The 14,822-nt window shown below is 69.8% G+C and carries 13 protein-coding genes; 5 read left to right on the top strand and 8 right to left on the bottom strand.

Features of this window, described 5'->3' with window-relative positions; genetic code table 11:
• Window positions 1-2: 2 nt before the first annotated feature.
• The 4 genes from AFR_RS01835 to AFR_RS01820 all read right to left on the bottom strand — a co-directional run bounded on the left by AFR_RS01835 (window position 3) and on the right by AFR_RS01820 (window position 4,844).
• Complete coding sequence (locus AFR_RS01835; protein WP_041840517.1) at window positions 3-368, bottom strand: UCP033725 family protein; 366 nt, start codon at window positions 366-368, stop codon at window positions 3-5.
• Window positions 365-3,916 (bottom strand): SseB family protein, encoded by a 3,552-nt coding sequence (locus AFR_RS48755; RefSeq protein WP_438829922.1) that lies wholly within the window; start codon window positions 3,914-3,916, stop codon window positions 365-367. The genes AFR_RS01835 and AFR_RS48755 overlap by 4 nt, the downstream gene beginning before the upstream one ends.
• A gap of 211 nt (window positions 3,917-4,127) precedes the next feature.
• On the bottom strand, window positions 4,128-4,421 hold the full coding sequence (locus AFR_RS01825) for a WXG100 family type VII secretion target (protein ID WP_023357587.1): 294 nt from the start codon (window positions 4,419-4,421) through the stop codon (window positions 4,128-4,130).
• Window positions 4,422-4,439: 18 nt separating this feature from the next.
• Entirely contained in the window at window positions 4,440-4,844 is a 405-nt protein-coding gene (locus tag AFR_RS01820) for a WXG100 family type VII secretion target (protein ID WP_238547222.1), read from the bottom strand.
• 346 nt (window positions 4,845-5,190) lie between these two features.
• Between AFR_RS01820 and eccE the strand changes: the two genes are divergently transcribed.
• The 4 genes from eccE (at window position 5,191) to rarD (ending at window position 8,915) form a co-directional block, all read left to right on the top strand.
• Window positions 5,191-6,930 (top strand): type VII secretion protein EccE, encoded by a 1,740-nt coding sequence (eccE, locus tag AFR_RS01815; protein ID WP_238547221.1) that lies wholly within the window; start codon window positions 5,191-5,193, stop codon window positions 6,928-6,930.
• Window positions 6,931-7,048: 118 nt separating this feature from the next.
• A complete protein-coding gene (locus tag AFR_RS01810) occupies window positions 7,049-7,435 on the top strand; it encodes a phage holin family protein (protein WP_023357584.1) in 387 nt (128 codons plus the stop codon).
• A 22-nt stretch (window positions 7,436-7,457) separates the two neighbouring features.
• Window positions 7,458-7,910: a GNAT family N-acetyltransferase gene (locus AFR_RS01805; protein ID WP_023357583.1), complete on the top strand. Its 453-nt coding sequence runs from the start codon at window positions 7,458-7,460 to the stop codon at window positions 7,908-7,910.
• A gap of 51 nt (window positions 7,911-7,961) precedes the next feature.
• The gene (gene rarD / locus AFR_RS01800; RefSeq protein ID WP_023357582.1) at window positions 7,962-8,915 is read left to right on the top strand and encodes an EamA family transporter RarD; all 954 of its coding nucleotides are present in this window, start codon (window positions 7,962-7,964) and stop codon (window positions 8,913-8,915) included.
• Between the two features lie 12 nt (window positions 8,916-8,927).
• On the opposite strand, the gene AFR_RS01795 is transcribed toward rarD, so the two are convergent.
• From AFR_RS01795 to AFR_RS01785, 3 genes are all read right to left on the bottom strand, one after another.
• A complete protein-coding gene (locus tag AFR_RS01795; RefSeq protein ID WP_023357581.1) occupies window positions 8,928-9,638 on the bottom strand; it encodes an anti-sigma factor family protein in 711 nt (236 codons plus the stop codon).
• Window positions 9,635-10,129 carry a sigma-70 family RNA polymerase sigma factor gene (locus AFR_RS01790; protein WP_041841678.1) on the bottom strand — a complete coding sequence of 165 codons (495 nt, stop codon included), beginning with the start codon at window positions 10,127-10,129 and terminating at the stop codon, window positions 9,635-9,637. Before AFR_RS01790 ends, AFR_RS01795 begins: the two co-directional genes overlap by 4 nt.
• Before the next feature lie 103 nt (window positions 10,130-10,232).
• Window positions 10,233-11,027 carry an IclR family transcriptional regulator gene (locus tag AFR_RS01785; protein ID WP_023357579.1) on the bottom strand — a complete coding sequence of 265 codons (795 nt, stop codon included), beginning with the start codon at window positions 11,025-11,027 and terminating at the stop codon, window positions 10,233-10,235.
• 153 nt (window positions 11,028-11,180) lie between these two features.
• Between AFR_RS01785 and AFR_RS01780 the strand changes: the two genes are divergently transcribed.
• Window positions 11,181-12,386 (top strand): MFS transporter, encoded by a 1,206-nt coding sequence (locus AFR_RS01780; RefSeq protein ID WP_041840515.1) that lies wholly within the window; start codon window positions 11,181-11,183, stop codon window positions 12,384-12,386.
• 48 nt (window positions 12,387-12,434) lie between these two features.
• On the opposite strand, the gene AFR_RS01775 is transcribed toward AFR_RS01780, so the two are convergent.
• Complete coding sequence (locus AFR_RS01775) at window positions 12,435-13,451, bottom strand: polyprenyl synthetase family protein (protein ID WP_023357577.1); 1,017 nt, start codon at window positions 13,449-13,451, stop codon at window positions 12,435-12,437.
• Between the last annotated feature and the right edge of the window lie 1,371 nt (window positions 13,452-14,822).

Genomic DNA, 14,822 nt, shown 5'->3' with positions numbered 1-14,822 from the left:
AGTCAGACCCGGTGTTCGTAGAGGTCGGTGACCTCGTGCGCCGGGGCCCACCCCTGGTAGACGCCGAAGTCGAACTCCTCGAGCCCCAGACCGTGCGCGACCGGCGCCCGGCCGCCCGTGTATTCCAGGCGCAGCCACGAGTCGGCCTCGGCCAGCACGATGAACGGCTCACCCCGCCACGAGCACGTCGTGCGCACGTAGACAAGATCACCGAACTCGCCGGGCTCGAGCACACGGACGTACCGGCCCGGCCGGGCCTCCTCGAAACCGTCACCGGGCTCGGGCGCGTAGATCCGCACATTCTCGCCGTCGGGCGCCGCGTCGTACTCCCGGCCGTGCCACGTCACCACGTACCCGTCGCGCATCACTGCTCACCGACCCGGCGCCACACCGGCGCGTCGCAGTCGAACATCGCGATCATCCGCTCGTCGCCGTTCTCGTCCATGCGCCACAGCTGCGTACCGTGCGGAAGCCGCACGCTGTCCACCTTGAACTCCGCGATGACGTCCTTGCCCTCGCCGGGCGCAAACCCGTTGCCCCGGAACGGCGGCCGCTCGATGACCCACCCGTCCATGGCCCGCAGCGCCTGCTCGCTCTGCCCGCCGTACGGAATGCGGTAGAGGCTGGGCCGGTGCGCCGGCCAGCGAAGCACAAAGGCCTCCTTGGCGTCCGGCTGGTACGGCGAACCGTCGTAGAGCAGGCCGAGCGCCGCAAAAAGCTCCCCCGGGCTGCGCAGATGCTCGACCTCGCCCGCCCGGTGCACAAACCCGGCAACCCGGTCGTAGCCGCGTTCGAGGTAGTAGTCGATCTGCTCGGCCGGCACGGCCTTCTGCATGGTGGTCAGCTGCGCGGACTGCTCGGTCGGCAACGGCGTCACGGCACCGGTCTCGACCGGCGCATCCGCCGGGTCGCCGCCGAGCCCGGCCTCCACGGCCCAGCTCGCCAGCGCGATGACCTGCGGCCCCGGATACTTCGCGCCGATCGCCGACGTCGGGTTCACCGCAAACGACCAGGCCGGATCCGGCCAGTTACGGATCAGATCGACAAACCGCACCCCGACCGTACGGGTGGGCTCGGCGAAGTGCTCGCCCAGCCTGTCCCGGCTGGTGAAGACGACCAGGAACCGCTCGTCGTCGATCTCCTCGGTCCGGAACGCAAACCCGGACTCACCGGGAGCACTGCCCGGCCGCGAGTTGTGCGCGACGGGCACGAGCACCGTGGCCAGCAGCAGCGTGGAGAGGAACGAGTCGGTGCTGCTCTCGCCCACGGCCTGGTAGAGGTCACGCTCGACCTCGTTGGCGGGCACGAAGTCGTCATCGTCGTCGGCCGGCTCCCGGCTAACCGGCGGCGCTGACACCGGCGCCTGCGCCGGAGCGGGTGCCGGCACGGACGGCCTTGCGGCAGCCGCAGGAACAACCGGCGGCGTCGAGGAACGACCAGCACCACCCGCACCGGGAATGACCGGCGGAGCCAGGCCAGGCTGCGGTGCGGGGGCAGGAGGCTCGGCGGCCGGCGCGCGCCCGGCCAGCGCCTGAGCAGCGGCAGCCATCGACGGCGGACGCTCGGACGGCGGCGTCACCTGCCGTCGCGGCAGCCCACCCGGAGCGCTGTCGTTCTCGTCCGGGCCCTCGTCGACCTCGACCGGCGGCGGAATGTGCGCAGGCAGCGGCGGCGTCTGCGCCATCGGCGTCCGCGTGGGCAGCTTGGCGTCCGGACGCTGCAACGGCGGCATCTCGGTGGCACCCCGACCTCCGCGGCTCCCCAGCGCATCGAGCGCACTGGACCCACCGGTCCTGCTCGCCAGCGCATCGAGGGCGCTCGGGACGTTCGGCCGGGCTGCACCGCTGGATGCCTCACGAGCCGGAATCGTCGGTGACCGGTAAGCGGCCGGGACCTCACTGCTGCTCGCGCCCTGCGCTGACACACCGGACGGAGACGACTCGGCGTCCCCGGAGGTCGGCTGATCCTCGTCCCGCGAGGCGGTAACGGTGTCACTGTCATCGTCCGTCGCCGCCGACGCTGCGGAGACGCCGGACGGCCCCGCAAACCCCGTGGGCCGGCTGGACGGACCGGCGGCACCCGCCTCCGACCCACCACCCAGCCGCGGCGAAGTGGGTTGCCCGGACGCGCCATCAAGACCCGACGCCGGCCGCGAGGAAGACCCGCCGGACTCACCGGCGTAGGCAGTGGGCTGCATGGACCTGCCACCCGCACCACCGGGCTGACCGGAAGAACCAGGCTGATCCGCGTAACCACCGGGCTGCGCGGAACCCGACCCGGGCTGATCCGCGAAACCGCCCGACTGGGCGGAACCGCGCTGATCCGCAAAACCACCGGGCTGCGCGGAACCCGACCCGGACTGATCCGCAAAACCGCCCGACTGGGCCGAACCGCGCTGATCCGCAAAACCGCCAGGCTGCGCGGAACCCGACCCGGACTGATCCGCAAAACCGCCCGACTGGGCCGAACCGCGCTGATCCGCAAAACCGCCAGGCTGCGCGGAACCCGACCCGGACTGATCCGCAAAACCGCCCGACTGGGCCGAACCGCGCTGATCCGCAAAACCGCCAGGCTGCGCGGAACCCGAGCCGGACTGATCCGCAAAACCGCCCGACTGGGCCGAACCGCGCTGGTCCGCAAAACCACCGGGACGAGCGGGGCCGGGACCGGACTGATCCGCGTAACCACCGGGGCCACCGGGGCCGGAACCAGGCTGGTCCGCGTAACCGCCCGGCTGAGCGGGAGCCGAACCGGACTGGTCGGCACCGCCGCCAGGCTGGGCGCTGGCGCTGCGATCGGACACGCCGAAGCCGTTGAACTGGCCGCCCGGGATGTCGCTGCCCCGGCCGCCACCACTGAGCCCGGGCGGAGTGCCCGGCACGCGGGAGGGAAGGCCACTGGGCAGCACCGCGCCGGGCGTTCGCAGCGGCAGACCACCCGGTCCGACCGGCGCATCAGCCGGCGCACCCGCCCTGGAGGCAGGCGCACCCGGCCCAGAAGGAGCACCGGGCCCGGAAGCAGCACCCGGTCCCGAAGGTGCACCCGGCCTGGAAGCAGGACCCGGTCCAGAGGGTGCACCCGACCTGGAGGCGAGACCACCAGCACCGGAAGCATTCACTCCGGAATTGAGCCCGCCGGGCCGAGCAGCAAGCCCACCAGGCGAAGAATTAGGCGCACCAGACCCGGAAGCGGACCCACCAGGCCCGGCAGCGGGCATCGGACGCTCGGAACCGGGCACGCCGCTTGCGGAACCAGAACCACCGGCAGCCGGACTCTGAGCGCCCGAGCCACCCGACGCCGCGGCACCGTAGCCGGAGCCGCCATAACCCGCGCCGCCCGCGGACGATCCCCCAGCCACCCCAGCGCCCGACATCGGGGCGCCGGACATCGGCTGGTCGGTCATCGGGCCGCCGGGCTTGTTGGCTGCGTAGCCCTGAGCTGCGGCAGTCGCCGCCAGCGTCGCGGCCGCGTGGAGGTCCTGGATGCGGTTGGGGGCGTTGCTGCCCTCGCGGCCCGGGCCGCGGGTGGGCAGGCGCAGGTCACCGCGGGAGAGTTGGGCCACGAACCAGGCCGGGAGGTATCCCTCGATCGGCAGACCGGGGTTGACCGCCAGCCACCATTCGAGGTTGGGCCAGGTGTCAGCGAGCTCCGCGTAGGCGACACGCCGGGCGGAGCCGGTGTAGTCGGCCAGGCAGGCCTGCAGCGCGGACGGGGAGGTAAAAGCCAGCACGTGAGTGCGGCCGCCGGTGCTCCACGTACCCCAACCGAGCGGCGCGAGGCCGGCGAGGGCATCCGCCGAGACCGGTAGGAGTAGATCGACACCGGCGAGAATACGGAAGTAGGACTCCTGGTCGTCGGTGCGCAGAGCGTTGCGCATCGCGACTTCGGCGTCCGTAGCCGGTTCCCACTCGGTCACGTCCACCTCTCCCTTCGCGGCGAACGGGCCACCTCAACGCGTACAACCTACAAGGTCAGGCCACGATCACAATGGGCGGCCGTATGCATACAGCCGAGAAGGGGCGCCGGAACCGGTCGGCGTCGCGCAGCGACACGGCCCGATGACCGAAAGTAGCTGCGGAGACGGGAACGGCCGGAACGATCGTTCCGGCCGTTGCACACCACGAAGATCAGGTGAAGCGCTTCTCCGCGTTGCCCTCGGTCGTGGCGTAGTCCGTGGCGGACTGGTCGACCGCGACCTTGATGTCCCGGAGGATGCCCTTCAGATCGGTGGACGCCTGGGTCCACTGCTGCTGACGCAGGGCGTAGGCGGTCTGCGCCTTGCCCTCCCACGTCGCCACCAGCGGACGAGCATCGGCCTCGAGCTGGCTGAGCTGCGACTCGAGCTCGTTCAGCGCCTTCTGAATGTCCGCTCCGGCCTGGGCCAGGGCGCTGAAATTGACCTTCAGCAAACCGTCGTTCATGAAGTGATCCTCCCCCGCTTAGTTTTCGAGCGGCAGTGAGTAGCCACCGCCACCGGACTTGGTCACCATGCTGGCCGCCGAGTCATCGGTGTTGGTGTAGCTGATGCCGGAGGTCTTGATCGCCTCGGCGGTGTCCGCCAGGGCCTTGTTCAGCTTCGACAGGTCGTTCTGGTACTGGACCTTGACCGTCTCGAACGCCTTGCCGCCGCTGCCGACCCATGCGGTCTGCAGCACAGAAAGCTCGTTCATCAGCTTGTTCAGCATCGACGTGAGCGAATTGTTGACACCTTCGAACTGCGTGGCGGTCTTCGCCATCACCGCGGCTTCTGCCTGCGTCTCGGACACTCCGGACGTCACCCCGCTTTCTTGAATCGTCTGTCGTCGCGCCGGGTCCTGAGTGGACAAGTCGTGCGGAACGACCACCGGCGCATTGACGTAGCCCTCAGATTAACCGTTTCCACCAGCTGGTGGGGGGCACCTCTGAGCAGCTTGTTTCCTGTTGGCGTCGCTGACGGTAGCGACTCCGACGCAGTCACGGTATCCCCGCCGGGCAACCTGTGGATATCGATGCTGCCCCCTGCTCCGGCCGCCCGGGCCATACGATGAGGCCGCTCAGGCAGGCGAACCACGGAAAGGCAGGCGCACGGTGACGGCAGAGGTGGCGGGTGGCCGCAGCTTCCCCGAGCTCAGTGGCGCCGGACAGCAATTGCCCAAGGTGCGCACCCAACGTGTCCGGCATGGACGATTGTTCGGTATTCGCACCGGTCAGTTGGTCAGCACTCAAGTGGCCGCCGCGGCCTTACTCGTCGGCGCGATCAACGGCCCGATCACGTTCGCCGCGGCCGCGTTCCTCGCCGTGATCCTGCTCGCCGTGACCTGGCTGCGGCTCCGCGGCCGCTGGGCGTTCGAGTGGCTGGGCACGGGCATGCACTTCGCCGGTCGCAAGCATGCTGTCCCGGTCGCCGATGCCCCGACCGCGCTGCTGGAGTTCGTCGCGCCCGGGTCGCGGATCGATCAGGCCGAGCTCGGCGGTGATCCGGCCGCGGTGATCGTCGACGGGCACGGCCTCACCGCCGTCCTCGAGCTCGGCGACCCGAACGGCCTGCTCGCCGAGGAGACCGTGACGCTGCCGTCGCCGGTCGGCCTGCTGCCGCCCGCGGGTGCCGAGCATCCGCCGTGCCGCCTGCAGCTCCTGCTCATCGGCGCTCCGGCGCCGTCGCTGCGGGCCGGCGGAGGCACGCCTGCGAACTCGTACAGGCAGCTCACCGACGGCCGTCTGCTCGGCCACAGCCGGGCCTTGCTCGCCGTACGCGTGATGCGCGCCGAGGGCTGGTCCGAGGAGGATCTGCGGCGGGCGCTGTCCGGGCTCGTCCGCAAGCTGCTGCGCCGGCTCAATCCGACCCCGGCGCGTCCGCTCGGTGAGGCCGCGGCCCTGCGGGTCATCGCCGAGCTGGCTCACGACGACGGCATCGGCATCGCGCAGGAGACGTGGCCCGGTCTGCGGGTCGGCAGCCTGACGCAGGCCACGTTCCGCCTGCGCCGCTGGCCCGACCTGCGGATCGAGACGTCACGCCGGCTGGTGGCGCGCATGCTGACCCTGCCCGCCGCGGCCACGACCGTCGCGCTCGGTGCGGGTCCCCGCTCGGCCACCGGCACGGACACCGAGATCGACCTGACCGTTCGTCTCGCGGCGCCGGACACCGCCTCGCTCTCGGTCGCGACCCAGGCGCTGCGCAAGCTCCTGGCCGGCGAACGCGCCACGGCACGGCGGCTCGACGGCGAGCACCTCGACGGCCTGACCGCGACCCTCCCGCTGGGCATTCCGTCGGCACCGGGTCTGCCCGGCCGCCCGAGCTTCGACGCCGCCCGCGCCGACCTGCTCGACGACCTGCAGCTGCCGATCAGCAGCGCCGGTCTCATGATCGGCAGCAACCGCAAGGGCGAGCCGGTCATCGCGCGGCTGTTCCGGCCCGAGCAGACCCGCGCGCTGCTCGTCGGCGGTGTCCGCTGCGCCCAGCTGGTCGCGCTGCGGGCCATGGCCCTCGGGGCCCGCGTGGTCGTGCAGACGGCCCGCCCGCAGGCCTGGGAGCCATTCGTCCGCGGCGCGGCGGTGCCCGGCGAGGCGATCGCCGTGATCCCGCCGGGCCGCGCGGTGGAGGTCCCCCCGGGTTCGGCCCTGCACCCGCTGCTGGTCGTGGTCGACATCGGTCCCGTGGGCGCCGACAACCGCCCCGGCGCCGGCTGGCAGGCCACGCTGGTGGTCCGCGACGACTTCAGCCCGGCCGATGCCGACGTGGCTTCACGGGCCGACCTGCTGGTGGTCCAGCCGCTGCGCCCGGAGGAGGCGACGCTCGTGGGCGCCGCCCTCGGCCTGGGTGAGACCGCCAAGTGGCTGACCCAGATCCGCTCGGACATGGTTGGCGTCATCAACAGGCGCGCGGTCCGCTGGGCGACCCTGTCGCAAACTCCGATCGAGGCACAGCTGATCGGCCCTCCGGTCCGAGGCTGAGGGCCGGGAGCAAAACCGGCTATTGATCGGAATTGTCGGGACAGGCCGGGCAACGAGCCGGTCAAGATCGGGGAGTGTCGCCCGCTTCGGTGGCCCGGTCGTGGCACCATCCGGTGCCATGGGCATCCTCATCCGGCTGGTGATCACCGCCGTCTCACTGTGGATCGCGACTCTGCTGATCGGCGGCATCCGCCTCACCACCGACTCCATCGGCGGTCAGATCGGCACGCTGCTGGCGGTCGCGGTGATCTTCGGCATCGTCAACGCGGTCCTACGCCCGATCATCAAGACGATCGGCTGCGGGCTCTACGTGCTGACGCTGGGCCTGATCTCCCTGGTCATCAACGGTCTGCTGTTCCTGCTGGTCAGCTGGATCGCCGGGCAGTTCGACCTGCCGTTCCACGTGGACGACTTCTGGCCCAGCGCCGTGCTCGGTGCGCTGCTGGTCGGCGTCGTGAGCTGGGTGCTGAACATGCTGGTCCCGGACGGCGGGGACGACGACTGACCCGGGAGAACGGGCGCACCGCGTGCTGAACGAACGCCGCGACGACGGCTTCGTGCTGACCGATGATCCCGAGCGGGTCGACCACGACCTGGTGCACGAGTGGATCGCCGGGACCTACTGGGCGACCGGGCGGCCCGCCGACGTCATGCGCCGGGCGACCGCGGGTTCGGAGCCCGTCGGCATCTACCGCGAAGCCGACGGGAGCCAGGTCGCCTTTGCGCGGGTGGTGACGGATGGCGTCGTCTTCGCGTACCTGTGTGATGTTTTTGTCGATCCGGCCTGGCGGGGGCGCGGTCTCGGGCGGTGGCTGGTCCGGGCCTTGCGCGATGATCTGGCCGCTCGCGGCCTGAGGCGGTTTCTGCTCGTGACGCGGACCGCGCAGGGTGTCTATGCGCCTCTGGGCTTCACGCCGGTCGACGGCGAACGCTGGATGGAGTGCGACCTCCAGGCCACTGCCGGCGGATTGGCCCGGTGAGCTGGAACATATGCAAGGACCGCATCACGCCACGACCCTTACCGTGAGGGCATGGGCGAGGAACGACGCGGTTATCTGTACGGCTTGACGGCCTACGTGTTGTGGGGCTTCTTCCCGATCTACTTCAAGCTGCTCGCGCCGTCGCCACCGCTGGAGATCCTCGCCCACCGGGTGATCTGGTCGGTCGTGTTCATCAGTCTGCTGCTGCTCGTCCTGCGCAACTGGCGTTTCCTCGGCCAACTGGCCCGTGACCGGCGGCTGCTCGGTGGCATCACGCTCGCGGGTCTGCTGATCGGCGTCAACTGGGCGACCTACATCTACGGCGTCAACTCGTCGCGGGTGGTCGAGACGGCGCTCGGGTACTTCATCACGCCGCTGGTCGTGGTCCTGCTGGGTGTCACCGTGCAGCGTGAACGGCTGCGGGCGTGGCAGTGGGCCGCTGTCGGGATCGGCGGGCTGGCCGTGGCGGTGCTGACCGTCGACTACGGGCACCTGCCGTACATCGCGCTGGCGCTGGCGGCGAGTTTCGGGTCGTACAGCCTGGTGAAGAAGCGGCTGGGGCTGCCGCCGGCCGAGGGTCTGTTCGTGGAGTCGGCCGTGCTCGCGGTGCCCGCGCTGGTCTACCTCGGGTGGCTCAACGCGACCGGCGGCGCGGAGTTCGGGCACGTGTCGGCCACGCACACCGTGCTGATGCTGTTCTCGGGCATTGCTACGGCCGTACCGTTGCTGCTCTTTGCCGGGGCGGCCAACCGCGTGCCGCTGGTCGGGCTCGGGATCCTGCAATATGTCGCGCCGATTCTGCAGCTGGCCGGGGGGGTGCTGCTCTTCCACGAGCCGATGCCGGCCGCGCGGCTCGCGGGTTTCGGCCTGGTCTGGATCGCGCTGATCATCTTCACCGTGGACGGCCTGCGATCGGCCCGGGCCACCAAAGCCACCAAAGGGAGGACGGCGGCTGCCTCAGCGGCCGCCACCGCCGAACCAACCGCCGCCCTTCCGCCGCGCTGACGAGGGGTCTCGTCAGGGGACGTCGTACGACAACAGTGTCTTGTCGTCGTTGCGTACCAGTGCCAGCCGGGACAGCGTGCCGTCGGTGAAGTGCGTGACACCGGACATGCTGAACTCCTTGCCGGGCGAGGCCACCCACGAGCCGAGCTGCTCACTCTCGTCGTCGGGCCCGTACGCCATGAGCCGGATCCGGTAGGGCTCGGACTCGGAATTGCCCCGGTTGTAGAAGCAGACCAGGTTGATCTTCGTGCCGCCGGCCGCACCCGTCAGGTTGATCTGGGCCGTCACCGGGACCCGCTCGTTCGCCGGCGTCATCGCCACCGTCGGACCGGGCACCACCGGCGGAGTCGCGTCACGGCCCATCCAGAAGACCGCCCCGACACCCACGACCAGCGCGAGGCAGGCAGCCGCCAGCGCGGAGCCGAGCACGCGGAAACGGACCTTCCGGCGTTCCTGACGCCTGGTCGTCTGAGCGGCCGAGACCAGCTCGGGCATGCTCGTCCGCCGGTTGCGGGGTGGCGGCGACGGGAAGTCCGGGGCGAGCAGCTTCTCGAAGTCGGCGGGGTCGAGCCGGCCGAGCAGACCCGGGAGCACCGCGATGTCCGCGACCGCCTCACGGCAGAACGAACAGGTCGCGAGGTGGCGTTCGTAGGCCGCGCGTTCGGCGGGAGAGAGGGCACCGAGGACGTACGCACCGTCGTCGTGCTCGTGGTCGCACCTCATCCCGTCACCCCCATCTCGTCCAGAACCATGCGTAGCGAGCGCAGCGCGTAGTGCGTGCGCGACTTGACCGTGCCGGGTGGGACCCCGAGTCTCGCGGCGGCCTCGGCAACGGAACGCCCCTGGTAGAAGCACTCCACCAGGACTTCACGATGGCTCGTGGAGAGACGCCCCAGTGCCTCCGCGACCGTCCAGGCCTCCACGGCCCGGTCCGCCTCGTCCGCGCTGGGCGGCGGCTCGGGAATCATGTCGGTGACCACCTCGCCCACCCGGACCGACCGGCGCCTCCAGGCATCGATCGCCAGGTTGCGCGCGGTGGTGAACAGCCATGACCGCACCGCGCCGCGCTCGGGGTCGAGCGCTTCGGGATAGCGCCAGGCCCTCAACAGCGTCTCTTGCACAAGATCTTCTGCCCGCTGCCGGTCGCCGCCGGAGAGGCGTACGGCGTGCGCGAACAGGGCTTCCCCGTGCTCGTCCTGCAGAGCGCGCAGCAGCTCGGCATCCTGATCTTCCAAGCCTGCCGACCTCCTCCGCGCGTTCCAACCCGTATTACGTGCACACGGGTCGGGCGGTTCAAAGGAGTCTTAAGCCTGCAGTTCAGGCGGTGGCAGCATCACCCGTCGAGAGTGCTTCCGCGACATTCCGGGCAGCGGCGGTGAGCTTCGCCCGGACGACGCGGGCCGAGGTCAGCATCTCGGCGGCCGGGAGGGCGCAGGCCAGCACGAGCCGGCGTTCCATGTCGCGGTCGCTGACGACGTTGACGGCGGCGCAGGCGAGCCCTTGCCGGAACTGCCCCATCTCCAGCTGCATGCCACGGCGTTCCCCGGCGGCCAGGTCGGCCTCGAGCGCCTCGGGTGAGGTCAGCGTGGCCGGGGTGAACGCCCGCATGCCCCAGTCACGCAGATAGCGGGCGCGCTGGTCGGCGGTGAGCGTGGCCAGCAGGGCCTTGCCGAGCGCGGTCGCGTGGCCGCCCTCGTCGAAGCCGGGTGCCATGTCGTCCATGAACGGCGACCGGGCGCCCTCCGCCGAGGCGGTGACAGCGATCCTGCCGCCGACGAACCGGCCGAGGTAGTGGCTGTAACCGGTCTCGACCGCCGCCCGCCGCAGCGCCTCGCCCACCGAGGGCGGTCCGCGGAACGCCGACACCAGCTCGCGATAGCGGTCCGCGATCTCCAGACCGACGATGTAGGTACCGTCCTCCCGGCGGATCACGTAGCCCTCGTAGGCCAGGGTGCGGACAAGGTGATAGGTCGTCGCGACAGTCAGCTCGCACCGCCGAGCGATCTGTTTCACGGTGAGACCACGCGGGGCCCGACCCACCGATTCGAGCACACGCAGGGCGCGTGACACGCTCCGGATGAGATCTGACGGCTCCGCCAGGGGGTCGCGCACAGCCACCTCCGACGCCGGGGACTTACACCATATGAATAATCTTCCCCCGACGGAATGCCTGAAGCGTGTCGATCAAGACCGATCTTTACGGCACGTGTGGTCATTGACACTCACCGTCCCGGGATCACCACTGCGGGGCATAACCTCCGTTTGATGGCCGAGCCGCAGATCTCCTCCGCCCAAACCGCATCTACCAGCACTGATGCGGTTCAGCCGCGGCGTGCGGTGACCGGCGCGCTTACCACGACCATCGCCTGTTCGGTCCCGGTCTTCCTCGTCGGCGGACTCGCCGTACAAATCGGAGAAGAACTCAGGTTTTCCCCGGCAGGCCTCGGACTGGCCGTCTCGGCGTACTTCGGGGCAAGCGCCCTCGCCTCCGTGCCCGCCGGCGCCCTCGTCGAACGCTTCGGCTCGACCACGATCGCCCGCGCCGGCATCGCGCTCGCGTCCGTGTCACTGCTGACGATCGCCGTCGCGGCCCGATCACTGTGGACACTCATCGCGATCCTGGCCCTCGGTGCGGCCGCCAACGCTCTCGGCCAGCTGGCGAGCAACACCAGCCTGTCGCGGCACGTCCCGGTCCGGCGCCAGGGCCTGTCGTTCGGCGTCAAACAGGCCGCGATCCCCGTCAGCACGCTGCTCGCGGGTGCGGCCGTACCGGTGGTGGCGTTGACCGTCGGCTGGAGGTGGGCGTTTGTCCTCGCGGCGGTCGGTGCTGCGGGCGCGCTCTGGCTCGTACCGTCGGAGAAGGATGAGACAAAACGGCGCCAGACGGGCGGCGGAGAGCGGGCCACCGCGGCCCTGATCGTGATCGGTGTGGGCGCGACCCTCGCGGCGGGCTCGGCGAACGCGCTCGGCACCTTCCTGGTCGACTCGGCGGCGGCCCGCGGAATGGCCCCCGGCACGGCCGGTCTCGCGCTGACCCTGGGCGGCGCGGTGTGCGTGATCGCCCGGGTCTTCGGCGGCTGGCAGGCCGACCGCTTCCCGTCCCGTCAGATCGCCGTCATCGCCGCCCTGCTCGCCGTAGGTGCCGTCGGCCTGGCCCTGATGGCCGTGGCGGGCACGGTGACGCTGGTCGCCGGTGTGGTGCTCGGCTTCGGTTTCGGCTGGGCCTGGCCCGGCCTGATGAACTTCGCGGTCGTCCGCCTCCACCCCCAGGCGCCCGCGGCCGCCACGTCGATCACCCAGACCGGCGTTTACGCGGGCGGCTGCCTCGGACCGCTAGGCCTGGGCGCTCTGGCCGCCGCAGCCGGCTATCCGGTGATGTGGACCGTCGCCGCCATCGCCATGGTGTGGGCCGCAGCCGCCATGGTCGTCGGCAGCCGCATGCTCGCCCGCCACGCGGCGGCGATGAGCTGACCTGCTCGTGCTTGGCCGGCTCGTGCTTGGCCGGCCTAGGTGGCGCCGTCAGCTGGTGCGGTCGGCGATGAAGTCACACAGCGACTCCATCGCCTTGCGGGGCGAACCGGCCGGCAGCGGCGCGAGCTGAGCCCGAGCCTCCTCGGCGTAGGTGCGAACGGTTTCCCGCGCACGCTTCATCGCCGCGGACTCCCGCAGCAGGCCCAAAGCCTCAGCATGCAGAGCGTCATCAACGAGCGGCCCGGACGCCAGGAGCTCCCGCAGCCGCACCGCGGAAGCATCGGTGTCATCACCGGCCAGCGCATAAAGCACCGGAAGTGTCGGCACACCCTCACGAAGATCGGTGCCCGGCGTCTTCCCCGACTGCACCGACTCGGAAGCAATGTCCAGCAGATCGTCGGACAACTGGAAAGCAATGCCGATCGTCTCGCCATAACCGGTGAGCGCCTCGACCTGCTCCGGCGTCACCCCCGAAAAAAGCCCCCCGAACCGCGCCGACGTGGCGATGAGCGAAGCCGTCTTCTCAGTGATCACATGCAGGTAGTGCGCAATCGGATCAGAACCCCGCGGCCCGACCGTCTCCGCGATCTGCCCGTGCACCAGCCGCGCGAACGTCCGCGCCTGCAGATGAACAGCCTCGGTCCCGAGCGAAGCCGCAATGTCCGCAGCCCGCGCAAAAAGATAATCACCGACCAGAATCGCGACCGAATTACCCCACCGCGCATTGGCACTCGGCGCCCCGCGCCGCACAGCCGCCTCATCCATGACATCGTCGTGGTAAAGCGTGGCCAGATGCGTCAACTCGACAACCAGCGCCGCAGGCACAATCTCAGCCCGCGTCGGATCACCCATCTGCGCACCCAGGGCCAGAATCAACGGCCGAAACCGCTTCCCCCCAGCATCCATCAGATGCCGCGCCGCCTCGGCCACCAGCGGATCAGCACTGGCAACATTGCTGCGCAGCTCATCCTCCACAGCAACCAACGTCGCCGACACCGACACGTCGACCCCAGGATCGATGTCAAGTCCAAGCGACGTCAGCGCGCTGTCACCGATGCTAACCACACTTTCACGATGCCATACGCCCCCGACAACACCGGGCCCAGGGGTCACCCGAACAAGATCAAAAACGATTCTCCCGTACGCGTTCGCCTTTGCACCCTCCGTCACCCGCCCCCGGCACCTGCCCACTCCCCCTGATCAGAAGGCCGCCGCCCGGGTAACCCCGGTCGCCCGCGACGCCAAAACTTGGCACACCGCAATACATCACAGAGCCCAGTTCCCACCCCAAACCGGACCCGCGGCCGTGCGCCCTCAAAGCCTCAGCCAGTCCCCACCCCTGTCTGCACGGAACCAGCCAGGGCCCGGACAGCCGCTTCAAGGGTGGAGCTGAGACCCACGGAGCCAGAACCTCACTTCGCGCGCGGATCGACCGGACGCGGTCACACCGCGCCAAGGTCAACACAACATCAATGAAATCGGCCCCTCAAAGCTTCAGACCAGGCCCAACTTCAACGAAGTTGGGCCTTCAAAGGCTTAGGCAGGGGCGACTTCCTTGAAGTCGGGCCTTCAAGGAGGGCGGGTAGGACCGACTTCAAGGAAACCGGGCCTTCAACCAGCTCGGGTAGGACGGACTTCAACGGAACCCGGGCCTTTAACCAGCCCGGGTAGGACCGACCTCAGTGAAATCGGTCCTTCAACGGGCTCAGGTAGGACCGACTCAGCGATGTCGAGGCTCAGCGTGCAGCTCAGGCCGGCCCGGTGCCGACACTGGCGCTACGCAGGTGAGGTCGAGGCCTACTTGGAGACCGAGACCGTCGCTTCGCGGACGAGTGTCGGCGGAGGCGTCGACGCTGGGCGTTCTCGTCGGCGGGTCCGGGCCCGTCGGCATAGAGCCGAGGCGACGGCAGCCGAGCGACGGCAAGGTCAACACAACATCAATGAAGTCGGGCCCTGAAAGGCCGAAATAGGCCCGACTTCAATGAAGTCGGGCCTTCAACGAACTCAGGTAGGACCGACTTCAGCGATGTCGAGGCTCCGGGTGTAGCTCAGGCCGGCCCGGTGCCAACACTGCCCGGTACGCAGATGTGCTCGAGGCCTGCGCGGGAAGTCGAGCGCTGCGCAGGTCGAGCCGGGGCCTGCGCGGTGAAGTCGAGCGCTGCGCGGGTGGAACCGAGGCATGTGTAGGGCCGGGATCGTCAGTTCGCGCACGGATCGAGGCGGCCGCAGCCTAGCGACGGCAAAGGTCAACACAACGTCAAGGAAGTCGGGGCTCTCAATGGCCCAGACAGGACCCACTTCAAGGAGCTTGGGCCTTCGAGGGACTTTGGCCGAGCCAACTTCCATGAAGTTGGGTCCTCAAGGGGCTCGGTAGGGCCAGCTTCGATGAAACCGGGCCCTCAAGAAGCTCGGGTTGGGCCAACCTCAATGAAGTCG

Origin of the sequence: Amorphoplanes friuliensis DSM 7358 (genome assembly GCF_000494755.1) — a bacterium.
Classification (GTDB): Bacteria; Actinomycetota; Actinomycetes; order Mycobacteriales; family Micromonosporaceae; genus Actinoplanes; species Actinoplanes friuliensis.
The sequence above is the reverse complement of the archived record's forward strand: the minus strand, read 5'-3'. Positions and strand labels throughout refer to the sequence as shown.